Genomic DNA, 24,970 nt, shown 5'->3' on the forward strand with positions numbered 1-24,970 from the left:
GGGAGAGGGGTTGGGGTGAGGGCAGGCCGGCAGAACCTCCAAACGCAACGAGGCGCCCGAAGGCGCCTCGTCGTATCCCGCGATAGACCGCCGATCAAGCCGTAGCGCGGCTCGCGATCGCCTTGGCGAACGACAGCGTATTGCCCTCGCCGCCCAGATCCGGGGTCAGCGAATCCTTGGCTTCGAGCGTGGCGATGATCGCCTCGCGCAGCTTGGTCGCCTTCTCGGGCTGGCCGAGGTGGTCGAGCATCTGCGCCGCGCCCAGCAGCAGCGCGCAGGGATTGGCGATGCCCTTGCCGGCGATGTCCGGCGCCGAGCCGTGCACGGCCTCGAAGATCGCAGCGTCGGTGCCGATGTTCGCGCCCGGGGCCAGGCCCAGGCCGCCCACCAACCCGGCGCACAGGTCGGAAATGATGTCGCCGAACAAGTTCGTGGTGACGATGATGTCGAACTGCTCCGGGCGCATCACCAGCTGCATGCAGGTGTTGTCCACGATCATCTCGTTGCACTGGATGTCGGGGTATTGCTGCGCCACTTCGCGCGCGGTCTTCAGGAACAGGCCCGAGGTCGACTTCAGGATGTTGGCCTTGTGCACCACCGTGACCTTCTTGCGGCCGGTCTTGCGCGCCAGGTCGAAGGCGTAGCGCACGATGCGCTCGGAGCCGCGGCGGGTGATCTTCTGGGTCAGCAGCGCGGTCTCGCCGTCTTCCGACAGCGACTGGCCTTCGCCGATGTACGCGCCTTCGGTGTTCTCGCGCACGGTGATCAGGTCCACGCCGCTCGGGAAGCGCGACTTGGTGTTCGGGAACGACTTGGCCGGACGCACGTTGGCGTACAGGTCGAAGCGCTTGCGCAGTTCGACGTTGATCGAGCTGAAGCCTTCGCCGACCGGCGTGGTCAACGGGCTCTTGAGCGCGATGCGGTTCTTGCGGATCGAGTCCATGGTCGCGGCCGGCAGCAGCTCGCCGTGCTTTTCCAGCGCGACCAGGCCGGCGTCGGCGAATTCGTAGGACAGGCCCAGGTTCATCGCGTCGAGCACGTGCAGGGTCGCGTCCATGATCTCGGGGCCGATGCCGTCGCCACGGATGACCGTAATGGTTTGCGTCATGAGGGAGTTCTTCCAGCTGAAGGGCGCGGCGCAGGCGGCGCGGCGCACGAGGTCTTAGCCCCGTAATTATGCCGGAAGCGGCCTGCCCCTGCATTCGGGGCAGTACTGGACGAGGGCCGGAGGCGGCCAAGCGGCCCGATTCGGCATGGCGCCCGGACGCCGAAAGTGGGTCTGCCCCCTGTAGGAGCGGCGCGAGCCGCGACCAACCGAAGAGACCGAATACCACTCAACCCACCGAAGCCGTAGTGCCTGGCCAGCTCTCGCTCCAGATGCTCGCAGCGAGCGGGCTTCGAACTAGCCCCTGTAGGAGCGGCGCAAGCCGCGACCGCGACATCGCAGCCACGACGCAAGCGCGATGTCGCGGTCGCGGCTCACGCCGCTCCTACAAGGGCTAAATCGGCCTCAGCCGTGATCGTGACCGGCCGGCGCGGCCGCCTCGCCCTGCTCCAGCTTGTCGAGAAAATCGACCGCGCGGCGCATGTGCGGGATCACGATCGACCCGCCGACCACCAGACCGACCGAGAACGCCTCGAACATTTCCTCGCGATTGACCCCGGCTTCCTTGCACTGGGCGACGTGGTAGCTGATGCAGTCGTCGCAGCGCAGCACCATCGAGGCGACCAGGCCCAGCAACTCCTTGGTCTTCACGTCGAGCGCGCCGGCCTGGTAGGTCTGGGTGTCGAGCGCGAAGAAGCGCCGCACGACCTGGTTCGGCTCGGCCAGGATGCGTTCGTTCATGCGCTTGCGGAAGGCGGTGAATTCGGCGACGCGGTCGCTTTCGCTCTGGGCCGCGCTGTCGTCGGTACGGTCGTTGCTCACACAAACTCCTCGAATAAGGGAAATACGCTCGCCGGGCGCGACCGCGGCGGCCGGCGCGAGCCGCCCGCCGCGTTCATCGGCGAACCATCACGCCCGGGCGGACATGGATCAACAGGCGTCGGCGCACGCAAGCGGGCGGCGACAAACGCCGCCCGACACAGCATCGCTTAAGCCGCGAACAGCGGCTCCAGCCCGCCGGCGCGGTGCAGCGCCATCATGTCGTCGTAGCCGCCGACATGGGTGTCGCCGACGAAGATCTGCGGCACGCTGGTGCGCTTGGTCAGCGCGACCATCTTTTCGCGCTCGGCCGGGTCCAGATCGATGCGCACCTCGCTCCAGGTCTGGCCCTTGCTCTTGAGGAAATTCTTCGCGGCGACGCAATACGGGCAGATCGCGGTGCTATAGATGACGATCTGCGGCTTGGGGGCGGTGTCGCTCAAAACGGTTCTCCTGCCTGAACTCTTGAAAGGGGTTGCGGTCGGAATATGGGCGTGCGGTCGGGCAGTTTAAAGCGCGCCGGTGGAACGCAGTCCGGCCGGACTCAGTACGCTGGCGTGGAGTCGGCCGGTTTTTCCCGCTTCGGGTTCGTTCTCGCGGCGGGCTGCGATGAAAATTAACGGCGCATTCACGCCACCGATCGCGGCGCGCTGCATCCTGCCATCGACCCGCGGCGCGATGACCGCCACGACGCTGCACCCGCACCGCCCGCCGTCGTCCGCACCACCGCCGTTCCGAGGACTCATCGCTTGCGCCGCATCGCCCTGCTCACCGCCGCTGTAACCCTCGCCCTCGGCAGCGTCTGCGCGAGCGCGCAGGAAAACAAGCTGCCCGATATCGGCTCCTCGGCCGCGGAACTGCTGACCCCGGCCAAGCAGCGCGAGTACGGCTCGATGATGCTGGCGCAGCTGCGCCACTACGACTACCTGCTCGAAGACCCGCTGATCGACAGCTGGCTCGACACCCTGGGCACGCGCCTGGCCGCCAACAGCGACAAGCCGCGCCAGCCCTTCACCTTCTTCATGCTGCGCGAGCGCCAGATCAACGCCTTCGCCACTCTGGGCGGCTACATCGGGGTCAACTCGGGCCTGGTGTTGACCGCCGAGAAGGAAGACGAGGTCGCCGCGGTGATCTCGCACGAAATCGCCCACGTCACCCAGCAGCACGTGCTGCGCGGGGTCGAGCGCGCCCAGCGCGACCAGTTGCCGATCCTGCTGGCGATGCTCGGCGCGATCGTCGCCGCGCAGGGCGCCGGCAGCAATTCCACCGACGACGCGACCATGGCCGCGATCACCTCCGGCCTGGGCCTGATGCAGCAGCGCCAGATCAACTACACCCGCTCCAACGAGTCCGAAGCCGACCGGATCGGCATCCAGACCCTGTACCGCAGCAACTACGACACCAGCGCGATGGCCGATTTCTTCGCCCGCATGCAGGTCGTCTCGCGCAGCAACGCGGCCAACTGGTACGGCGAAACCCCCGATTACCTGATGACCCACCCGGTCACCACCACCCGCATCAGCGAGGCCAAGGAACGCGCCGAGCAGATCGCCAACAAGAACAGCGTCACCGCGGTCACCGCCACGCCCACCGAGACCCGGGTCGAGCGCATTCCCAAGGCGCCGTTCAGCCTGCCCGACACCGCCACCGGCACCGACAACCCCTTGCTGCCCAGCGGCCTGAAGATCTCCGACCAGGCGCTGACCGCCGGCGGCACCGGGCTGTTCGACTACGCCCGCGAACGGGTCCGGGTGTTCAGCGCCAACTCGCCGCGCGAGGCGGTGCGCGAATACGAAAAACTCGGCACCGGCACCGACGCCCAGCGTTACGGCCTGGCCCTGGCGCGGATGCGCAACAACCAGTCCGGCGCGGCGATCCCGGCGCTGAGCGAACTGCTGGCCAAGCACCCCGGCCAGTTGTGGCTGAGCCTGGCGCTGGGCGAGGCCGAAGCCCAGTCGGGCAAGAACGCCGCGGCCGACGCGCGCTTCGAGGCGCTGCTGCGGCAGACCCCGAACAACCGCGCGATCGCCCTGAGCTACGCCAAGGTCCTGACCGACCGCAGCACCGCCGCCGCCGGCCAGCGCGCCCAGGCCGTGCTGCGGCCGCTGTTCGGCAACCACAGCGACGACCCGCTGCTGCAGCAGACCTTCGCCCGCGCCTGCGAAATCGCCGGCGACTCGATCCGCGCCGGCGAGGCCTATGCCGAAGCCGCCTACCTGCGCGGCCGTCCCGAGCAGGCGCTGGTCCAGCTGAACACGCTCAAGCGCAAGCCCGACCTGGACTACTACGCCCGCGCCCGGATCGAGGCGCGGATCGCCGCGATCACCCCGACCGTGCTGGAACTCAAGCGCCAGGGCGTGCGCGACGAAGACCTGCGCCGGCAGTAAGCCCCGCTCGCTCGCCCCGCCCCCACGCTCCCACCCGAAGCGTTCCCCCCTTTGAAAAAGGGGGCCAGGGGGATTTGCTCTTGCCTTTCGCCCTACCAGGCATCCGAAAAGCCAAAGCAAATCCCCCGCGCCGCCATATCCGACCGCAACCCATCTGTCGCAACGCGCCGCCCCCTTTTTCAAAGAGGGCAACAATTTCGTGGAATCGTTATCGGCGAATGTCGCTTCACACGCGCCCCGAGCCCGCGTTCTGCCATCACGATGTAACCTGCCCGCCAAACTCCAGTTACGGCGATAACGCCGGCAACGACGGCGAAAGCGCGCCCAACCCCGGCAGAACCGCGCCACGCCTGGAGGCGTATGGATGGCACACGCACAGCGGCACGACATCACAAAGCCGACAATGCCGCCCGTCCTATGTCATGGAGTAGTCACAAAACGGTAGTGTACTGGCGCGGTTTCAAGGACGAACCCTTTCCGCCTCCCCCTCGGTGACCGTGTGCAGAAGCGCATCCTGATAGTCGAAGACGAACCCGCCATCCGCGACATGGTGTCCTTTGCCCTGCGCAAGGGCGAATACGACCCGGTCCATGCCGGCGACGCCCGCGAGGCCCAGGCCGCCATCGCCGACCGCGTGCCCGACCTGATCCTGCTCGACTGGATGCTCCCGGGCACCAGCGGCCTGGAACTGGCCCGGCGCTGGCGCAAGGAATCGCTGACCCGCGAGATCCCGATCATCATGCTGACCGCGCGCGGCGAAGAGAACGATCGCGTCGGCGGCCTGGAAGCCGGGGTCGACGACTACGTGGTCAAACCGTTCTCGGCGCGCGAACTGCTGGCGCGCATCCGCGCCGTGCTGCGCCGCTCGCGCGAAGACGACGAAGACGGCAGCGTCGGCGTCGGCCCGCTGCGCATCGACGGCGCCGCTCACCGGGTGTTCGCCCAGGCCGAAGGCGGCGAGCAGCAGCCGGTCCAGATCGGCCCGACCGAATACCGCCTGCTGCATTTCTTCATGACCCATCCCGAACGCGTCTACTCGCGCACCCAGTTGCTCGACCACGTGTGGGGCGGCAGCGTCTACGTCGAAGAACGCACGGTCGACGTCCACATCCGCCGCCTGCGCAAGACCCTGGAACCGCACCGTCTCGACGGCATGGTCCAGACCGTGCGCGGAGCGGGCTACCGCTTCTCCGCGTCGCTCGCCGCGTAAGCTGGAGGTATGCCGCCGCGCGCACGCTCCGCCTGGTTCCGCACCCTCGGTCAGCTGGCGCTGATCCTGGTCGGCGCGGCCGTGCTCGGGATCCTGGTCGGGTACCCCTGGCCCATCGTCACCGCCGCCGCGCTCGGCGTGGTCGCCTGGCATTACTGGCGGCTGCGGCGGGTGCTGATCCGGCTGACCGCGCGCCAGCGCCTGACCCCGCCGCTCGGCGAAGGCATCTGGAACGAACTCGACCGCCTGCTGCACCGCAGCCAGGCGGAAATGCGCGGACGCAAGCGCCGCCTGATCGAAATGCTGCGCGCCTACCGCGCCGCCGCGGCGGCGATGCCCGACGCGATCGTGGTGGTCGAACGCAACAGCCAGCGCATCCAGTGGTTCAACGAAGCCGCGACCGGGCTGATGGGCCTGCGCTATCCGCGCGACATCGGCGCGCCGGTGGTCAACCGCCTGCAACCGCTGCAACTGGCGCACTGGCTGGCCTCGGGCCGCAACGCCGAACCGCTGGAAGCGGCCTCGCCGTGGAACCCGGCGATCACCCTGAGCCTGCGCCTGATCCCGTATTCGGAAAACCTGTGGCTGCTGGTCGCGCGCGACGTCAGCCGGCTGCTGCAACTCGAACAGATGCGCCGCGACTTCGTCGCCAACGTCTCGCACGAACTGCGCACGCCGCTGACCGTAGTCCACGGTTACCTCGACATGCTCGATCCGGAAGAACACCCGGACTGGGCGCCGATGCTGGCCGAAATGCAACGCCAGTCGCAGCGCATGACCCAGCTGGTCGAGGACCTGCTGACCCTGTCGCGGCTGGAATCGCAGGACAACCTGCCGGCCGAGGACACCGTGTCGATGGCCTCGATGCTGTCCACGCTCAAGCGCGAGGCCAATGCGCTGAGCCAAGGGCGCCACGAAATCGCGATGGACGACCTGGCCGGCGTCGACTTGTTCGGATCGAATAAAGAACTGCACAGCGCGTTCTCCAACCTCGTCGGCAACGCGATCCGCTACACCCCGGCCGGCGGCAGCATCCGCATCCGCTTCCGCCCCGAAAGCGCCGGCATCGCCCGCGGCGTGGTGCTGGAAGTGGTCGACAGCGGCTACGGCATCCCGGCCGCGCACCTGCCGCGCATCACCGAACGCTTCTATCGCGTCTCGACCAGCCGCTCGCGCGAAAGCGGCGGCACCGGCCTGGGCCTGTCGATCGTCAAGCACGTGCTGCATCTGCATCAGGCGCGCCTGGAAATCGCCAGCGAAGTCGGCCGCGGCAGCACCTTCGCCTGCCATTTCGGGGTCGACCGCATCCGCCGCCGCGATGCCTACGGCGAGGCGTATGCCGATACGCTTGCCTATCCCGCCCACCCTTCCGATATTTAAGCCTCAGGGAACCAGCGACAGCGCCATGAACGCGATGACGGACACCTCGCTCGACACCGATCCGCTGCGCGACAGCGCCCTGTACTTCAATCGCGAACTGTCGCAGCTGGATTTCAACTTCCGCGTGCTGGCCCAGGCCCAGGATGCGCAGGTGCCGTTGCTGGAACGGTTGAAGTACCTGTGCATCTCCTGCACCAACCTCGACGAATTCTTCGAGATCCGCGCCGGCACCCTGCGCCACGCCCAGGACCTCGGCCTCGCGCCGGGCCCGGACGGCCTCGCGCCGCAGACCGTGCTGTCGCGCATCCACGACCGCGCCGCCGAACTGGTCAAGGCCCAGTACGAATGCTGGAACGACGTGCTGCGTCCGGCGCTGCAGGAATCGGGCGTGCGCGTGCTCGGCCGCAATTCCTGGAACGCGCGCCAGACCCGCTGGCTGCGCGCGTATTTCCGCGACGAGATCATGCCGGTGCTGTCCCCGCTCGGCCTCGATCCGGCGCACCCGTTCCCGAAGATCCTCAACAAATCGCTCAACATCGTGGTCGTGCTCAAGGGCAAGGACGCGTTCGGCCGCGCCGGCAACCTCGCCATCGTGCGCGCGCCGCGCTCGCTGCCGCGGATCATCCAGATGCCGGAGAACGTCTCCGGCGGCAAGCACGACTTCGTGTTCCTGTCCTCGGTGCTGTCGGCGTTCGTCGATGAGTTGTTCCCGGGCATGGAGGTCAAGGGCGCGTACCAGTTCCGCGTCACCCGCAATTCGGAATTGCTGGTCGACGAGGAAGAAGTCGACAACATCGCCCTGGCCTTGCGCGACGAGCTGATCGGCCGCGGCTACCTGCGCGCGGTGCGGCTGGAAATCGCCGAGCAGTGCCCCAAGCCGATCGTGCGCACCTTGCTGGAGAATTTCGACCTGCCCGAGAACGCGGTCTACCGCATCAACGGCCCGGTCAATCTCAATCGCGTGATCCAGGTCTACGATCTGGTCCAGCGTCCCGAACTGAAATTCCCGCCGTACCAGCAGCGCGTGCTGCCCGGCGTCGATACTTTGTTCGACACCGTCGCCGACGGCGACGTGCTGCTGCACCACCCCTTCGATTCGTTCGCACCGGTGCTGGAGCTGATCCGTCAGTCCGCCGAAGACCCGAACGTGCTCGCGATCAAGCAGACCCTGTACCGCGCCGGCAAGGATTCGCCGATCGTCGAGCAGTTGGTGCAGGCCGCGCGCAACGGCAAGGACGTGACCGTGGTGGTCGAGCTGCGCGCGCGCTTCGACGAGGAAGCCAACCTGGGCCTGGCCGATCGATTGCAGGAAGCCGGCGTGCAGGTCGTGTACGGCGTGGTCGGCTACAAGACCCACGCCAAGATGCTGCTGATCGTCCGCCGCGAAGGCCGCAAGCTCAAGCGCTACGTCCACCTGGGCACCGGCAACTATCACAGCGGCACCGCGCGCGCCTACACCGACTTCGGCCTGATCACCGCCGATCCGGACATCGGCAACGACGTGCACATGATCTTCCAGCAGCTGTCCGGGCTGGCGCCGTCGCTCAAGCTCAAGTGCCTGCTGCAATCGCCGTTCACCCTGCACGCCGGCGTGCTCAAGCGCATCGACCGCGAAACCAAGCACGCACGCGCCGGAAAGCCCGCGCGCATCGTCGCCAAGATGAACGCCTTGAACGAGCCGCAGGTGATCCGCGCGCTGTACCAGGCCTCGCAGGCCGGCGTGCAGATCGACCTGATCGTGCGCGGCGCCTGCACCCTGCGTCCCGGCGTGGAAGGCATCTCGGACAATATCCGGGTGCGTTCGATCGTCGGGCGGTTCCTGGAGCATCACCGCGTCTATTGGTTCGCCAACGACGGCGCGCCGGACCTGTTCTGCTCCAGCGCCGACTGGCTGGAACGCAACCTGCTGCGCCGGGTCGAGACCGGTTTCCCGATCCTCGACACGGATTTGCGCGCCCGCGTCTACGACGAAGCCCTGGCCAATTACCTCGCCGACAACCTCAACGCCTGGCAATTGCAGGCCGACGGCCACTACTCGCGGGTGTTGCCGCGCGACGGCGAAATGCCGCATTCGGCGCAATCGACCCTGCTAGCCAAGATCTGCGGATAAAATTCCGCGCATGAACAATCTTTTCCCGACCACCCGCCTGCCGCTCCAGGACGGCGACCTGCTCGCCGCGATCGACCTGGGTTCGAACAGTTTCCATATGGTGGTCGCGCGGTACGTGCTCGGGCAGCTGCGCACGGTCGATCGCCTGCGCGAGACCGTGCGCCTGGCCGAAGGCCTGGACCGCAAGGGCGGGCTGGCGCCGGAAGTGCGTCAGCGCGCGCTCGACTGCCTGTCGCGCTTCGGCCAGCGCATCCGTGACGTGCCGCCGCAGCGGGTGCGCGCGATCGCGACCAACACCGTGCGCCGGCTGGCCGCGCCGCAGGCGTTCCTGATGCCGGCCGAATCGGCGCTGGGCCACGCGATCGAAGTCGTCTCCGGCCGCGAAGAGGCGCGCCTGATCTACCTGGGCATCGCCCACGCCCAACCGTCCAAGCCCGGCGAACGCCGGCTGGTGATCGACATCGGCGGCGGTTCCACCGAATGCATCGTCGGCAGCGGCTTCGAGGCGATCGAGCGTGAAAGCCTGCAGGTCGGCTGCATCGCCACCACCCGCCGGTTCTTCGAGAACGGCAAGCTGTCGAAGAAGAAATGGCGCGACGCGCTCACTGAAGTGTCGGCCGAGTTCCAGCAGTTCGCCGGCACCTACCGCGCCCTGGGCTGGCAGGAAGCGCTGGGCTCGTCGGGCACCAACAAGGCCATCGGCGAAATCTGCGCGGCGATGAAGCTGACCAAGGGCGCGGTCACCGCCGAGGCCCTGCCGCAGTTGCGCGACCGCCTGCTGCAGGCCGACCGGATCGAAACCATCGACCTGCCCGGCCTGTCCGCCGACCGCCGTCCGGTGATCGCCGGCGGCATCCTCATTCTCGAAGCCGCGTTCAACGTCCTCGGCCTGCAGCGCATGGCGATCAGCAAGGCGGCGATGCGCGAAGGCGTGCTGTACGACATGCTCGGCCGCGGCGGCGCCGACGATCCGCGCGACGCCGCGGTGGTCGCGCTGGTCAAGCGTTACGGCATCGACGAACAACAATCCGCGCGGGTCGAAGCGACCATGTTGCGATTGTTCGATCAGGTCGCCAAAGCCTGGAACCTGGATGCCGACGACCGCCTGATGCTGCAACGCGCGACCCGCCTGCACGAACTGGGCCTGGTGATCGCGCACAGCCAGTACCACGTGCATAGCTCGTACGTGATCGAGAATTCCGACATCTCCGGCTTCTCGCGCCAGCAGCAGCAGTTCCTCGCCGCGCTGGTGCGCACCCATCGCCGCGGCATTCCCAAGAACGCCTTCGACGCCCTGCCCGATCGCCTGCTGGCCGCGGTTCGCCGCAGCTCGGCCCTGCTGCGCCTGGCGGTATTGCTGCATCGCGCCCACGAGTCCGACCCGATCCCGCAGCTCGACGCGCACGCCGAAGGCAACACTTTGACCCTGACCGTGTCCAAGCGTTGGCTGGAATCGCGGCCGCTGGTGCGCGCGGATCTGGAAGGCGAGCCGCAGGACATGGCCGGGCTCGGAATTGCGTTGAAATTGCTCGCGGCCTGAGTTTCGAGCCAAGCCGGCTGTTGCGCTTTTCAACCGCCAACGCCCTCACCAGAACGTCATTCCCGCGAACGCGGGAATCCAGTGACTTTCGTGCAGGCGAAGCAAAGTCACTGGATTCCCGCGTTCGCGGGAATGACGGCTGACAGGCTACGGGTATCGCATCATCGGTTCGGCGAGCGTCGCGCACTCGCAACGCTCACCCGCGGTCTCGAATCGCCGCAAGCAACTCGATCATCTTCTCGCGCATCACGAACTTCTGCGGCTTGCCGCTGATCGTCATCGGCAGGCTGTCGACGAACTCGATGTAGCGCGGGATCTTGTACTGGGCGATGCGGTCCTGGCAGAACGCGCGCACCGCGTCGGCGTCCAATGCCGCGCCGTCGGCGATGCGGATCCAGGCGCAGACTTCCTCGCCGAATTTCGCATCGGGCACGCCGAACACTTGCACGTCGGCGATCGCCGGATGCGCGTAGAGGAATTCCTCGATTTCGCGCGGATACACGTTCTCGCCGCCGCGGATCAGCATGTCCTTCAAGCGACCGACGATGTGGGCATAGCCGTCCGTGTCGATGATGGCCTGATCGCCGGTATGCATCCAGCCTTCGCCGTCGATCGCTTCGGCGGTGCGCTTGGGATCGCCCCAATAGCCCTGCATCACCGAATACCCGCGCGTCAGCAGTTCACCGATCTCGCCGCGCGGCACGGTGTTGCCGTCTTCGTCGACCACGCGCACCTCCACGTGCGGATGCACGCGCCCGACCGAATCCACGCGTCGCGCCAGCGGATCGTCCGGCACGGTCTGGAAACTGACCGGACTGGTCTCGGTCATGCCGTAGGCGATGGTGACCTGCTGCATGTGCATGCGCTCGACCACCTGCTTCATCACCTCGATCGGGCAATTCGAACCGGCCATGATCCCGGTGCGCAGGCTCGACAGATCGAACTCGCCGAAACGCGGATGCTCCAGTTCGCCGATGAACATCGTCGGCACGCCGTGCAGGCCGGTGCAGCGCTCGTCGGCGACGGTGCGCAGCGTCACCAGCGGATCGAAGCCTTCGCCCGGAATCACCATGCACGCGCCGTGGGTGGCGCAGGCCATATTGCCCAGGACCATGCCGAAGCAGTGATAGAACGGCACCGGGATGCACAGCCGGTCGTGCTCGCTCAGGCGCATCGCCTCGCCGACGAAGAAGCCGTTGTTGACGATGTTGCGATGGGTCAGGGTCGCGCCCTTCGGCGCGCCGGTGGTGCCGGAGGTGAACTGGATATTGACCGCATCGTCCGGCGACAACTGCGCGGCGATCTGTTTGAGTCGCGCATGCGCGTCGGGGTCTTCGCACGCAGCGATCGCGTCGAACGCATGCGTGCCCGCGGGCGGTTCGCCCGACCCCATCGTCAGCACGTGACGCAGATCCGGCAACCGCCGCGCGCGCAACAGGCCGGGCGGCTGCTGGCCCAGTTCCGGCGCCAGTTCGCGCAGCATCTCCAGATAGTGCGACGTCTTGAACGAAGGCACGATCGCCAGGGCGCGGCAGGCGACCAGATTCAAGGCGTATTCCAGCTCGTGGGTGCGATACGCCGGATTGATGTTGACCAGGATCAGGCCGACACGCGCGCTCGCGAATTGCAGCAGCACCCATTCGGCGCGGTTGAGCGACCACACGCCGATGCGGTCGCCCGGGGCGAGGCCGAGTTTGAGCAGGCCGGCGGCCAACCGGTCGACCGCCGCATCGAACTCGCGCCAGTTCAGGCGCACGCCCTGCGGCGGCACCACCAGCGCCTCGCGCTCGGGCCAGCTCGCGGCGATGCGCGCGAGCATCGCGCCGATGGTTTCTTCGAGCAGCGGCGGCGCGGTGGCGCCGACGACGTGGCTCAACGCGGGGTCCGGGGCGAAAGGAATATGGCTCATGATGCAAGCATATCCATCCTCGCCGTCTTTGCGTCCTTGGGTTCTCATCGCGGTCGTTCGCCACGGCCCCCGACGGCTCGCCTGAATTGCGCCGTGCAATCGCTACCTGCGAGGTCCCTGGCTGGGATCGTCCGGCGAACGCTGAGTCGCATCCCGGGCCACCTGCTGATTGAACGCCTGCGTTTCCCGTAAGGTGTCCTGCATCGCTGGAGGCGGATCGATGATCGATACGCCGGTGTGATAGCCCGGCACGGTGCCCCCCACCCACAACTTGCCATCGGCGATTCCGACCGGACCCAGGCGATCCGCATCCGCAATGCCGATGCGCTTGGCGGCCAACATCGCCCACGCCACGGTCTCATCGGACACACCCGCTAGTGTACCCGCACGAATCTTTGCGAACATTGCGTGATCTTCGTTGGAAAACCGCGATGGGTCCGCATACGAAGATTGAGCCGGCACCGACGCATGCGCTGTCGCCTGGAAGGTCTCGTTGGGCACGCGAAGATCGGCCCCTGCCTGTGGATCGATCTTCGTACCGAGATTGACATTGGCAGCGAAATCGCTCGTTGGGCTTCCCTGGACCCGATCCGTCGCGCGCTGAATAAGCGCCAGCCCGGCCTGTGTGTTGATCGCCGTCAAGGTCTGCCGATCGGCCACGCCATCGACCTTCTGCGATCCATGCCAAAGCTGAAATGCCTGTACCGCGCGCTGCGTATCGGAACCGAACACGCCGTCTGGCACGATCGGGTTCTTGATATGCTCGTTAATGCCCAACTGGATCAGGCTCTCCTGTAGCTTCGCGACTTCAGGGCCGCGTTCGCCGATTTTCAGCACGCCATCTGCGAACGCAGCCGGCGTCCTTGTCCGACTCTCATGCCCGGACGGCTGAGCGGCGTGGAGATAACCGGGAAGACCGTTGCCGCCGGTCTGCATCCAATCGTCACGCGACCCGGATGGTTGGAATTTCTTCACTTCCTGGAACGGATCGGCGGCGCCGATACTGCGTTGTATGGCATTGAGCGTTGCGACGTCAGCGATGCCCGAGGGCAAAATCCCTTGTTGACGCTGAAAATTCGTGATCGCGTCATGCGTGTTTCGACCGAACTGTGCATCAGCGCTGAGCGCGCGCCCTTGCGCATCGGTGACGCCAAGCCGGTTCAGATTCTCTTGCAACGCGCGAACATCGATGCCGCGGTCGGCCAACGCGAGGGGGCGAGGATCGGAAATCGCATAAGGAATTCCCTTCCACTGCGTCGTGGGGACTTCGCCAGTAGTGATCTGCTGCCAGGCCGCATCGGGCGGCACACCCTTCTCGATGCGGGCTCGATATTGCTCTCGCATCGCGTCCAACGCCACAGCGACTTCCGCGGCGCTTGTGTGCATCCGGTTGCCATGTTTCTCATAGAGTGCGTATACATGCCCCGGATTGTCGGGGTCTTCCACGCTCGCCCATTCCAGGCAGGCCGCTTTTTGCGCCTCGCGCAACGTGGCCCCTTCCTCCCCAGCGATGTACCTGTAGATATCCGGACGTTTAACCCTGACCAGGTAGTCCGCGAACATTCTTTCCTGGTTTTCCGGCGTATATTTTTCCGATAGATCGACGCCAAGCCCGTTCACCGTCAGCCGCATGGTCGCGGGAATCACTTGATACTTTCCGACTGCGAACAATCTGTCCGGATCTCCAGACGCAAGCGATTGCCAGCGCATGATCTCCTGTATCGTCATCTGCCCCAGATCGATCGGCTGATCCGCTCCAACGATCCGCCCTCCCGCTGTGCCCTTGTTATAGGAGTTGTAATCGCCTTCACCCTTGCTGATCAGATCGCCCAATGCGTTCGTCATTCTCACACCTAACGGGCATCACGAAAGCTATTTGGCCGACAGCGTCCACTCTTGGACAATCGGCTCGGAGCCGTCCTTGTTCAATCTGAGGACGTCTCCATAGGTCTTGATGTTCAATTGCGCGCCGTGACCGGAGAAGGTCATGTAGCAGTAGCCATCCTCCGCGCAAGCTTCGATTTCCCTGAATTCCATGCACGTGTTGCAGGCCGCGGAGATGGCAGGGTTTTCGCAGATTTTCCTGTAGTCGTCGCCGACCGTCACCCGCAGACATTCGTCGAGGTTCGCCGCCGGCCTCCAACCGTCGGCTATCAACAATTTCCGGAAAGGCCCATAGGCCATGCCTTGCTTGTAGTGCGAACCAAGCGATTCGACCTTTTGCGTGTGACCCGGCGTAACCGAGACCGATTGGAATTGAACAGCCGGCTCAGACGCTCCGCAACTGCCCACTGCGGTCGCCATTGCGGCGATGGCGGCAACATCACGCAACCTCATGGTGTCGTTCTCCTTCAATCCGTGATCCAAGGCCGTCGCCGATCGCGCCCCTGCAGGTTTTTGCTTTGCCTTCACCTGCAGACCATATGACGTAAGCGCTCCAAGTTCGCATACGACCCGCTCATTGATGCTGGCAAGTTCTCGCATCAACGCGGCATCGCGCGCCCACTCGATGCGGCTGCCGATCGGCCCGCGAGTTCGCTCGATGTTGCTCATCGGCGCCTCCTGTGTCGCTGATTCCACAGTATCGAATCGATCGCGCTTGGCGCACCTGCAACCGGGCGCTGCCTGATAGTTCTACGTTGCGATCCGCACCGTCAAGAGGCATTGAGAGATTCGTTGAAGGACAGGACGATTCCTTCATGAAAAAAGATGCTTACAAGTCACTCGTGGACAATCACTTTGTCCAATCTTCAATATCGATGGCACATTCGAGCCGCTGAATGCATGACTCCAGCAGCAAATGCAATCGATAGATTCGCCAGGCCGAAAGCAGCATCGCAGACTCCATGCGCACGACTACAGGCATGACTTTCACAGGCGCATTCGCCTGTTATCTGGGATGGCTGCAAATGGATCGCGCCGCTCGTCGCATGGACGACGGCGCCCGGACTCAATCCAATGGCCGCTGCGCCGCCTCGGCCCGCAACTGCTTGGCCCGCACCAGCACCGGCGGCGGGGTGATCTCTTCGGGAATGCGGAAGATGCCGATCTTGCGCAGCCACAGGCCGGTGCTGCGCGCGGAGGTGAAGGCGACCACCGGGATCGACAGCAACAGGCCGATGATCACCGGCGACATCCACGCCGCCAGCGGCGGCGACACCACATAGGCCATGCCGCCGATCAGCACGCCGAGCAGGCTCAGCCCGCCGTAGCTGCGGATCAGGCCCGACAGCGGCAGGCTGCCGTCGTCGCGGCGCTGCGATTCCCAACCCGAGTCCTTGCCGGCCAACACTTCGGCCACGCCGCGCGACTGCACGTACATGGTGATCGGCGCCATCAGCGCGGCCAGCAGGGTTTCGAAGATCATGCTGAGGAAGGCGCGGATCGCGCCGCCGCAGCCGCGGCGGGTCTCGCGGTCGGTCAACATCGCCAGAAAGCCCATGAACTTCGGCGCGAGCAGCACCGCCATGGTCGCGACGAACACCCACAGCACCCGGTCGGGGTCCTGATCGCGCCAGTACGCGCTCGGCGAAAACCCCGGCAGGCGGATGCTCTCCCAGTTGAAGAAGCCTTCCTTGTCGAGCGGGATCGCCAGGCCGATCAGCATCAGCATCGCCCACATCGGCGCGGTGAAGTAATGGCCGATGCCCATCGCCATGTGCATGCGGCTGATCCAGTGCAGCCCCTTCGCCGACACTACCGCGCCGTGTTGCAGATTGCCCTGGCACCAGCGGCGATCGCGCACCAGCATGTCGGTCAGCGACGGCGGGCCTTCTTCGTAACTGCCGACCAATCCCGGCACCATGTGCAGCGCCCAGCCGCCGCGACGCATGAACGCAGCCTCGACGAAATCGTGGCTCAGCACGGTGCCGCCGAACGGCTTGTAGCCGCGCAGTTCCGGCAGGCCGGCGTGATCGGCGAAGGCCTGGGTGCGGATGATCGCGTTGTGGCCCCAGTAGTTGCTCTCGGCGCCGTGCCACCAGGCGATGCCGTAGGCGATCACCGGCCCGTACACGCGTCCGGCGAACTGCTGCATGCGCGCGAACAGGGTCTGGCCGTTGACGATCATCGGCAAGGTCTGGATCAGGCCGACATCGGCGTTGCGTTCCATCGCGCCGGACAGCTTCACGATGACTTCGCCGGTCATCAGGCTGTCGGCGTCGAGGATCAGCATCTGCGGATAGGCCGCGCCGAAGCGCCGTACCCATTCGGCGATGTTGCCGGCCTTGCGTTCGGCGTTGTCCTTGCGCCGGCGGTAGAAGATCCGTTCGTGCCCGCCGGTGCGTTCGCGCAATGCGAGGAACGCGCGGATCTCGGCCTGGCGGATCGGCTCCTTGGTGGTGTCGCTGAGGATGAAGAAGTCGAAGCGATCGACCTGCCCGGTGGCGACCACCGATTCGTAGATCGCCTGCAGACCCGCCATCAGCCGCTCGGGGTCTTCGTTGTAGGTCGGCATCAGCAAGGCCGTGCGCAGGCCCAGCACCGGCAACTCGCCGCCTTGCTTGAGGCCGAACCGCCAGCGCCGCCGCGACAGGATCAGGCAGAACCCGGCCAGCGAACTGGTGAACGCCAGCGCGATCCAGGCGAACAGCGGCACGAACAGCACCAGCAGCATGCCTTCGAGCAGGCTCAGCCCGCCGACGTACAGCACCCGCAGGATGTGATAGCCGGCGGTCAGGGTCAGCAGCGCGGCGCCGCCGATCACGTACAGCCGGCGCCACGCCATCGCGTTGGGCGCGCTCGGCAGCGGCCGGTCCGGGCGTTCGCCCACGCGCAGCGATTGCACCGGCATCGCCATCGGCGCTTCGGCCGGCAGCGCTTCGTAGGCCACGGAGGGCGTTTTCTTCGGGGGAGCGACAGTTGCGTTCATGCAGTCCAACGATACAGCCAGGTTTCGGAAAGGGGACCGCGCGCGTCTTCCAGCACGGCGCGCAGTTCGACCACGCGCGCGTCCCCGGGTTGCAGTTCGAACGACATCCGCCAGCCGCCGGTGCCGGCGTTGGCATGCGCGAGCGCGTTGACGACCTGGCCCGAGGAAGCCCACACCACCGCGCGCGGCTGCGCATCGGCGGCCAGGGTGCGCAGGCGTGCGCCGTCGAGGTCGATCACCACCAGCCGCGCGCCGTTGCTGCCGGCCCCGATGCGGGTGCGGCGCACCGTCGCCAGCGTCGGCGCCCAGGCCTGCTCGGCGCACCAGTGCAGGCGGTAGTCGAAACGGTGCTCGCGTCCGGCCGCGAGCGGCGCGCGCGGGCGCCAGAACGCGACCATGTTGTCGTGGTACTCGTCCTTGGTCGGGATCTCGATCAGATGCACCGCGCCCTCGCCCCAATCGCCGGCCGGTTCCACCCACAGGCTGGGGCGGCGCTCGTAATGCGCCTCGCTATCGGCGTAGTCGGCGAACGCGCGCTTGCGCTGCATCAGTCCGAACGCGCGCGGGCTGCGGTCCTGAAACGCGCTTTCCTGCAGCGATCCGGGGTTGTGCAGCGGCCGCCAGATCTGTTCGCCGGCGCCGTTGTGCAGGGCCAGGCCGTCGGAGTCGTGGACCGCGGGACGGAAATCGTCGATGCCGACCCGGTCGGTGGCATCGAAGTGGTACATGCTGGTCAGCGGTGCGATGCCGACCCGATCGAGCGCGACCCGCGGGTACAGGCGCAGTTGCGTATCGAACACGGTCTGCACCCCCGGGGTGATCGCGAAGCGCAGCGCGCCGGCCACGCTGGGGCTGTCCATCAGCGCATGCACGACGATCTGTTTCGCGCCGGGCGCCGGCTGCTCGATCCAGAACCCGGTGAACACCGGGAATTCCTCGTTGTCGCCGGCGCCGGTGTTCAGCGCCAGCCCGCGCGCCGACAAGCCGTACAGCAGGTCCTTCGCCACCGCGCGGAAATAACTCGCGCCCAGGAACGCGCAGACCTCGTCGAAGTAATCCTTGCGATTGATCGGCGCATGCAGGCGGAACCCGGCGAAGCCCAGATCGTCCTGCGCCGGCTTGGGCGCCTTGCCGAAATCGAACATGGCCGGCCGGTACACCACCGGCGTCGCCGAACCGCCGTGCACCACGTGCATGTCGACGCGATGCTTGAACAGGAACGCGCGATGGAAGAACTGCACCTGGAACGGCAGGCCGTCGTTCTTCCACAGCGCCTGCGCGGGGTCGAAGCGGATGTCGCGCCAGGTGTCGTACTTGATCCGCGCCAGCGCCTCGGGCAGGTCCGCGTCGGCGGGCCGGTAGGGCTTGGCGGCCAACGCGCGCGCCAGCGCCGGCACCGTGCCGGCGTCGAAGCGCTGGGCGGGGCCGGCGGCGGCCGGGCCAGGCCAGGCCACCAGCCGCCGCCGGCCAGCGCGGCCAACGGCAGGGTCAGCCCGGCCTGGAGCAATTCGCGTCGCTGCAAGAACCACCTCGGATCGAATAAACCCGGCGATTGTAGGGATGCGCTTGTTAACAACACGGAATACGCTGAACGCAAGGCACGCTTGACGGATCGCGCGCGAACTCGCCGCGAGCGGGCGAAGCGCCGAATCGATCACAAGAAAACGATTACCCGGCCACGTCATCGGCCGGTCATGCCAACGCCACAAGCGCGACACGGCCCACGCCCAGGATTGCCCAAACCGGGAGCCGCGGCATGCGCTACGCGATCGTCACCGAGACCTATCCGCCGGAAATCAACGGCGTGGCCCTGACCGTGCAAGGTCTGGAGCAGGGTCTGCGCGCGCGTGGCCACGAGGTCGGCCTGATCCGCCCGCGCCAGCTCAGCGACGGCGCCCAGGCGCAGACGCACGAACTGCTGGTCAACAGCCTGCCGCTGCCGCGTTATCCGGGGCTGCGCTTCGGCCTGCCCTGCGCCGGCCGCCTGCGCGCGGCGTGGACGCGCGACCGCCCCGATGCGATCTATGTCGCCACCGAAGGCCCGCTGGGCTGGTCGGCGCTGCGCGCGGCCAAGCGCCTGGGCATTGCGGCGGCGACCGGCTTCCACACCCGTTTCGACGAATACATGCGCGACTACGGCGCGCCGTTCCTCGCCGGCACCGCGCTGGCGTGGATGCGCCGCTTCCACAACGGCGCCGACGCGACCTTGGTGCCGACCCGCGAACTGGCCGAGTTCCTGCGCTCGCGCGGCTTCGAAGACGTGGTGCGACTGCCGCGCGCGGTCGACACGCAGCTGTTCGATCCGCAACGCCGCAGCGCCGACCTGCGCCGCCAGTGGGGCCTGGACGAGGCCGGTTTCGCCGCGATCTACGTCGGCCGCATCGCCGCGGAAAAGAATCTCGAACTGGCCGTGCGCGCGTTCCGCACCTTGCAGCAGCAACGGCCGCAGGCGCGTTTCGTCTGGGTCGGCGACGGCCCGGCGCGGGAAAAGCTGCAGCGCGACCACCCGGATTTCATCTTCTGCGGCGTGCAGCGCGGCGAGGTGCTTGCCGAACATTTCGCCAGCGGCGATCTGTTCTTGTTTCCCAGCCACAGCGAAACCTTCGGCAACGTCACCCTGGAAGCGATGGCCAGCGGCGTGCCGACCGTCGCGTTCGACTACGGCGCCGCCCACGAACACCTGCGCGACGGCCTGCACGGCGCGGCGATCGCCGACGGTGACGACGCCGGCTTCGTGCATGCCGCGGTCCGCATCGGCAGCCAGGACGCACTGCGCGCGGGAATGTCGCGCGCAGGCCGCGACGCGATCAGCGGCCTGCGCCCGGAACAGGTCGCGGCCGATTTCGATGCGCTGCTGCACGCCTTGGCGCAGCGCAACCCGCGCAATCGCAGCACCCCGGCATCGCAACGCGACAAACCCAAACCCAAGCAGGAGGTCGTATGAACCGGTTGCCCTTGCGCAAGCGTCTGATCGCCGGCGAATCGGGTTGGTGCCTGCGCGCCAATCGCCTCGGCGAACGCAACAGTTCGCGCGCCTATTTCGCCGCGGTCAGCCGCCTGGGCGACGGCGTGTTCTGGTACGCGCTGATGGCGACGCTAATCGCGGTCGACGGCTACGACGGCCTGCGCGCCTCGCTGCATCTGGCCGCGACCGGCGTGATCGCGCTGGCGCTGTACAAACTGCTCAAGCGCTGGACCCGCCGCCCGCGTCCGTTCGCCTCCGACCAGCGCATCCACGCCTGGGTCGCGCCGCTGGACGAATTCAGCTTCCCGTCCGGGCATACCTTGCACGCAGTGGCCTTCAGCCTGGTGGCGATGGCGCATTACCCGGTGCTGGCGTGGCTGTTGATCCCGTTCACCGCCAGCGTGGCGGCGTCGCGGGTGGTGTTGGGCTTGCATTACCCCAGCGATGTGGTGGCCGCGACGGTGATCGGGTCGAGTCTGGCGGGGGTTTCGTTGTGGTTGGTGCCTGGGGTGTCGCTGTTTGGTTGAGGGTTTGCGCTGCGCGCGGTGTCGTTGGCCGCCCCCGCTTTTGGATTGCATTTCGACCCAGGTGACACTGGAAGTTGCATCCGCAGTTGCCGTTGCGCATCGCAACCGGCGTCGTAGTCGAATTGGCGCGGTCGCGGCTCGCGCCGCTCCTACAGGTAGGCCATTCGGCTTTCGCCTGAAGTCTTGCAGTTCATCCAGCGCTGCGAGGCGACTAACTCGCGAGAACAACAGCACACCCGGAGGGCGACGCGCATGGATGCGCGTCGCGCGCCACCGGGACATGGATGTCCCGTGTGGCGCGTGCCCGCGGAAGCTCCGCACTTGCGGGCACTTGATTCAAGAAAAAGCGTTTTTCTTTGGTTACCTTTCTTTTGTCGCTTTTGACAAAAGAAAGTAACTCGGCCGCTTGCGGACGAAAGCTATTGATCTTGCCTCTGGCTTCAAAAGCTCTAGAGCTTCAAAGCTTTGAAGCTGCAAGCAGGATCAAAAGCTTCCGCCACTAAAGCGGCGGGTAACTTTCTTTTGTCCAGAGCCACAAAAGAAAGTCACCAAAGAAAAAGGCGTTCCTGTTTCGAATCAAGAGCCGCACGATCGGTGCTTGCGCAGGCATGCGCCACACGAGACATCCTGTCTCGGTGGCGCACGGCGCACATCCATGTGCGCCGCCCTCCGGGTGTGCTGTTGCTAACGCGAGTTCAGGCCTCGCGGCGCTGGATGAACTGCGCGACTTCAGGCCCAAGCCGAAGCCGCATGGCCTACCTGTAGGAGCGGCGCAAGCCGCGACCGCGACACCTCATCAACATCGCATCCACCCGCAGCTAAAAAACCACTCCACCATCAACAAAACCCATCACCCAAACCGATCCACCTGCGCCCGCAACACCCCAGGCCGCAACTGCCCCACCCAATCGCGATCGTTCGCCACCTGCGCCCGCCCCCGACTCGCCTCCAGCGCCGCGAAATCCAGATCCGCATACGCCCACCGCTGCCCACCGCGCGTCTGCGTCAACACCCCGTCCGCAGGAAGGCCCACGTCCATCGGCGCATACACCGCCGCCTCGCCGGTATTGGTGTCGAGCGCAGGACTCCACAAGGCCTCGCCCGCGGTCACCGCCTGCGCGACGAAACAACGGTTTTCCAACGCGCGCGCCAGACACCCCACCCGCACCCGGGTCGCGCCGGCCGCGGTGTCGGTGCAACTGGGCGCGATCAGCAAGCGCGCGCCGGCTTCGCATTGCGCGCGCACCGGCAACGGGAACTCGATGTCGTAACAGATCGCGATACCGGCGCGCTGTTCGCCCAGCGCGAAGGTCTTGAGCGCATCGCCGGCCTCGATCACCCCGGCCTGTTTTTCGAAACCGGTCAGTTGCAGCTTGTCCTGCCACAGCCGACCGCCGTCGGGCGCGAAGGCGTAACTGCGGTTGCGATAACGCCCATGACCGGGATCGAACAGGAAGCTGCCGGCGACGATATGCAGCCCCAACTCGCGCGCAAGCAATCCAAAAAAATCCAGCCACGCGCCGTGATAGGCCTGGGTCGCGACCAGCGAGGCATGCAGGTCGCCCTGGGTCGCCGCGCCGAAGGTCGCGCCCAGTTCCAGCGACAGGTACTCGGGCAACACCGCCAGTTGCGCGCCGCTGCGCCGCGCCTCGCTGAGCCACTGGGTCTGCTTGTCGGCGAATTCGGCGAACGTGCGCGGCGCGCCGATCGCGTACTTGGCCACGGCCACCCGCATCATGCGCGCCCCAGCGGCCGCAGCCAGAAACTCAGGGTGTGGGGGCGCTCGCCGCGTCCGACTTCGTTCCACGGCAGGTTCGCGCGCAGTTCCGGGCGATGGGTGTAGCCGCGTTTTTTCCAGAACGCCTCGTTGCCGCGATGAAACGGCGGCTGGCGCGGGTCGCCGGACTCGCGTTCGACCGCGCAGAACGTGGTCCAGTTGAAACCGCCGAGCGCGCGCGCATGCGCCTCGCGCATGTCGAAGAATCGGTGGCCGACGCCGCGTCCGCGGTACTCGGGCAACAGCACCGATTCGCCGCAATAGAACACGTGATCGACATCGAGCAGGTGATCGTCGAAGGCGGCGCGGAATTCGGGGATTTCATCGCTCATCGGCACGCCGGTGGACGCGCCGACCACGCGCGGGCCGTCGAAGGCCAGCACCGCAATGCTGCGCCACGAATCGCGATAGGTCTGCAAATACTTGGCCTCGTAGGCCGCATCGCCGTCGTACAGATACGGCCAGTCGCGGAACACCGCGATGCGCAGCGCGGCGATCGCGTCCAGATAGGGCGTGATCTCGGCGCCGGCGTAGCTGCGGATCTGAGGCATCGGTTTCTTCATGTCGGCATCTTGGTGAGCGCGGGCGGGTCGGCGCGCGGCGCGTGAGGGCCGGCCGCGCCGGTGGGTTGCGGGAACTCATCTTCCGCCGTCGCCGAGGCTCGCGCCAATCGGGGCTGGCCCCAGGCCTCGCGCCCCGGCCTGGAAACGACAGCGGCGGCAGGCGTCCTCGCCTGCCGCCGCCGGATCGACCCGCCGCTTACAGGGCCGGCGGGACGCTCGGCTCGAGCGGCGCGGCCGGACTGGCCGGGGCCGGGGCCGGTGCGACGCCGCGCTTGACCGCCGGGCCGGCATTGCCGCCGATCTGATACCAGTCGACCTTGCGGGTCAGCGCCATGATCGCGGCCAGGATCACGAACAGCAGGCCGGCGCCGAGCACCAGGGCGTTGTCTTCCGAGATCAGCAGCCCGTACAGCGCGCCGTACAAGGTCACCAGCATCGCGCCGAAGCCCAGCGCGCGCACCACGCTGCGCAACACCGCGCTGAGGTAGAACACGATCAGGCCGATGCAGGCGACGGTCGCGGCCAGGTAGGACAGGCCGAAATCGATGTGTTCGCTCAGGCTGACCAGCAGCAGGAAGAAGATCGCCAGCGCCAGTCCGACCAGGCCGTACTGGATCGGGTGGATGCGCAGTTGCTTGATCAGTTCGAACATGAAGAAACCGACGAAGGTCAGCAGCACGAACAGCAGGCCGTACTTGGTCGCGCGATCGGCCTGCGAGTAGACGTTGACCGGGTCCTTCATGGTGACCTGGACGGCGTTGATGTCGCCGCCGGTCGCGCTGTCGACCGAGTCGTCGCCGATCACCGTCACCGACGGCATGATCGTGCCGGCCTGGTACTGGCGCTGGGCATTGGTCGCGACCGACGACACCCGCCATTCGGCCTTGAAGCCCTTGTCGGTGATGCCGTCGGAACTGGGCGGGAAGCTGCCGCCGAAGTTCGGATGCGGCCACGAGGAGTTCAGCGCGAAGCGGTTGTCCTTGCCCAACGGCACCAGCGCCAGCGATTCGGTGCCGCCCAGGGCGAACTCCAACTGCGTCTGCAGGCGCAGCTGCGTACCCGGCGCCGGCGCGGCCAGTCGCGCATGGATGCCGCCGCCGTCGCGCGCGCCCAGGCCGTCTTCGATCGCCGCCTGCGCGCCGTCGAGTTTCAGCTTGGGTTCGCGCAGACCGCGCACGTCGGCGAAGGCGTAGCTCAACCACGGCTTGCCGATGACGCGGGTGATGCCCGACACCGTGGTGCCGGCCGCGGCGACCGGATTGGCCGGGATGTTCGCGGCGAAATCGGCCTCGGCCTTGCCTTGCCAGGTGTAGACCAGGACCTTGTGCAGGCCGAGCCGGCGGGTATCGGGATTGAGGTCGCCGGTGACCGCGAGCTTGTTGGGGAAGTAGGTCCAGCGGCCCTGTTCGCGATGCACGGTGTGCTTGACCGCGCCCTTGTCGTCGGTTTCCGCCTCGACCCAGGTGTCTTCGTACGGCACCACCAGCGCCGGCCCCGAGAACGCCTGCGCGCCGGCGTAGCTGCGCGCCACCGTGGCGACCGCCTGGGCGCGGTATTGCTGCCGCTCGCTGATGATGCCGCCGATCATCAGCAAGGGAATGAGTATCGCCAGGGTCATGCCCAGCACCATCAGCATCTTCAACCACACCCGCATGTCGTACTCCTTCCGTGACGTTGGCGCGCAGCTTGGGGGCGGTGTGCGGGGAGGCGATGACGTTGCGGTGTTGCGTTGGTGAAGTGGTGGTGAAGCGTTGGGACGCGGCCTGATCGGGTGGATACGAAATAGTCCGGATCGATGCGCATGATCG

The 24,970-nt window shown here is 66.6% G+C and carries 18 protein-coding genes and 1 pseudogene; 7 read left to right on the plus strand and 12 right to left on the minus strand.

The genetic code is table 11. The features are described 5' to 3' along the window. Window positions 1–94: 94 nt before the first annotated feature. The 4 genes from KME82_RS16615 to KME82_RS16630 all read right to left on the minus strand — a co-directional run bounded on the left by KME82_RS16615 (window position 95) and on the right by KME82_RS16630 (window position 2,613). Complete coding sequence (locus tag KME82_RS16615) at window positions 95–1,108, minus strand: isocitrate dehydrogenase (RefSeq protein ID WP_215495032.1); 1,014 nt, start codon at window positions 1,106–1,108, stop codon at window positions 95–97. A gap of 402 nt (window positions 1,109–1,510) precedes the next feature. After that, a complete protein-coding gene (locus tag KME82_RS16620; protein WP_082124718.1) occupies window positions 1,511–1,846 on the minus strand; it encodes a carboxymuconolactone decarboxylase family protein in 336 nt (111 codons plus the stop codon). Between the two features lie 248 nt (window positions 1,847–2,094). After that, window positions 2,095–2,367: a glutaredoxin 3 gene (gene grxC, locus KME82_RS16625; protein WP_215495034.1), complete on the minus strand. Its 273-nt coding sequence runs from the start codon at window positions 2,365–2,367 to the stop codon at window positions 2,095–2,097. Window positions 2,368–2,433: 66 nt separating this feature from the next. Further along, window positions 2,434–2,613, minus strand: coding sequence for a hypothetical protein (locus KME82_RS16630; RefSeq protein WP_215495035.1), 180 nt, complete (start codon window positions 2,611–2,613; stop codon window positions 2,434–2,436). Between KME82_RS16630 and KME82_RS16635 the strand changes: the two genes are divergently transcribed. From KME82_RS16635 to ppx, 5 genes are all read left to right on the plus strand, one after another. Then, window positions 2,587–4,311 (plus strand): M48 family metalloprotease, encoded by a 1,725-nt coding sequence (locus KME82_RS16635; protein WP_430538842.1) that lies wholly within the window; start codon window positions 2,587–2,589, stop codon window positions 4,309–4,311. The two genes, KME82_RS16630 and KME82_RS16635, sit on opposite strands and share 27 nt — an antisense overlap. Before the next feature lie 499 nt (window positions 4,312–4,810). Continuing rightward, window positions 4,811–5,521: a phosphate regulon transcriptional regulator PhoB gene (gene phoB, locus KME82_RS16640; protein WP_036112073.1), complete on the plus strand. Its 711-nt coding sequence runs from the start codon at window positions 4,811–4,813 to the stop codon at window positions 5,519–5,521. 9 nt (window positions 5,522–5,530) lie between these two features. Then, window positions 5,531–6,901 (plus strand): phosphate regulon sensor histidine kinase PhoR, encoded by a 1,371-nt coding sequence (gene phoR, locus KME82_RS16645; RefSeq protein WP_215495037.1) that lies wholly within the window; start codon window positions 5,531–5,533, stop codon window positions 6,899–6,901. 25 nt (window positions 6,902–6,926) lie between these two features. Then, window positions 6,927–9,011: a polyphosphate kinase 1 gene (gene ppk1, locus KME82_RS16650; RefSeq protein ID WP_252255375.1), complete on the plus strand. Its 2,085-nt coding sequence runs from the start codon at window positions 6,927–6,929 to the stop codon at window positions 9,009–9,011. Window positions 9,012–9,021: 10 nt separating this feature from the next. Then, window positions 9,022–10,551 carry an exopolyphosphatase gene (gene ppx, locus KME82_RS16655; RefSeq protein WP_215495039.1) on the plus strand — a complete coding sequence of 510 codons (1,530 nt, stop codon included), beginning with the start codon at window positions 9,022–9,024 and terminating at the stop codon, window positions 10,549–10,551. Window positions 10,552–10,747: 196 nt separating this feature from the next. On the opposite strand, the gene KME82_RS16660 is transcribed toward ppx, so the two are convergent. From KME82_RS16660 to KME82_RS16680, 5 genes are all read right to left on the minus strand, one after another. Beyond that, the gene (locus KME82_RS16660) at window positions 10,748–12,460 is read right to left on the minus strand and encodes an AMP-binding protein (protein ID WP_215495040.1); all 1,713 of its coding nucleotides are present in this window, start codon (window positions 12,458–12,460) and stop codon (window positions 10,748–10,750) included. A 102-nt stretch (window positions 12,461–12,562) separates the two neighbouring features. Further along, window positions 12,563–14,305, minus strand: coding sequence for a peptidoglycan-binding domain-containing protein (locus KME82_RS16665; RefSeq protein WP_215495041.1), 1,743 nt, complete (start codon window positions 14,303–14,305; stop codon window positions 12,563–12,565). Window positions 14,306–14,332: 27 nt separating this feature from the next. Then, window positions 14,333–15,013, minus strand: a complete 681-nt coding sequence (locus KME82_RS16670) for a hypothetical protein (RefSeq protein WP_215495042.1) — start codon at window positions 15,011–15,013, stop codon at window positions 14,333–14,335. 397 nt (window positions 15,014–15,410) lie between these two features. Next, the gene (gene mdoH, locus KME82_RS16675) at window positions 15,411–17,330 is read right to left on the minus strand and encodes a glucans biosynthesis glucosyltransferase MdoH (protein ID WP_215495043.1); all 1,920 of its coding nucleotides are present in this window, start codon (window positions 17,328–17,330) and stop codon (window positions 15,411–15,413) included. Next, a complete protein-coding gene (locus KME82_RS16680; protein WP_215495044.1) occupies window positions 17,327–18,784 on the minus strand; it encodes a glucan biosynthesis protein in 1,458 nt (485 codons plus the stop codon). The genes mdoH and KME82_RS16680 overlap by 4 nt, the downstream gene beginning before the upstream one ends. 302 nt (window positions 18,785–19,086) lie before the next feature. Between KME82_RS16680 and KME82_RS16685 the strand changes: the two genes are divergently transcribed. Then, the gene (locus KME82_RS16685) at window positions 19,087–20,274 is read left to right on the plus strand and encodes a glycosyltransferase family 4 protein (RefSeq protein WP_215495045.1); all 1,188 of its coding nucleotides are present in this window, start codon (window positions 19,087–19,089) and stop codon (window positions 20,272–20,274) included. Then, window positions 20,271–20,822: a phosphatase PAP2 family protein gene (locus KME82_RS16690; RefSeq protein ID WP_215495046.1), complete on the plus strand. Its 552-nt coding sequence runs from the start codon at window positions 20,271–20,273 to the stop codon at window positions 20,820–20,822. Before KME82_RS16685 ends, KME82_RS16690 begins: the two co-directional genes overlap by 4 nt. Before the next feature lie 850 nt (window positions 20,823–21,672). Here KME82_RS16690 and KME82_RS16695 read toward each other — a convergent pair. From KME82_RS16695 to creD, 3 genes and pseudogenes are all read right to left on the minus strand, one after another. Then, entirely contained in the window at window positions 21,673–22,557 is an 885-nt protein-coding gene (locus KME82_RS16695; protein ID WP_215499111.1) for a carbon-nitrogen hydrolase family protein, read from the minus strand. Next, window positions 22,557–23,162, minus strand: coding sequence for a GNAT family N-acetyltransferase (locus KME82_RS16700; protein WP_215495047.1), 606 nt, complete (start codon window positions 23,160–23,162; stop codon window positions 22,557–22,559). Before KME82_RS16700 ends, KME82_RS16695 begins: the two co-directional genes overlap by 1 nt. A gap of 289 nt (window positions 23,163–23,451) precedes the next feature. Next, window positions 23,452–24,816 (minus strand): annotated as a pseudogene (creD, locus tag KME82_RS16705) (cell envelope integrity protein CreD); the annotation flags it as partial. Between the last annotated feature and the right edge of the window lie 154 nt (window positions 24,817–24,970).

The organism is Lysobacter capsici (assembly GCF_018732085.1).
In the GTDB taxonomy this organism is placed as follows: domain Bacteria; phylum Pseudomonadota; class Gammaproteobacteria; order Xanthomonadales; family Xanthomonadaceae; genus Lysobacter; species Lysobacter capsici_A.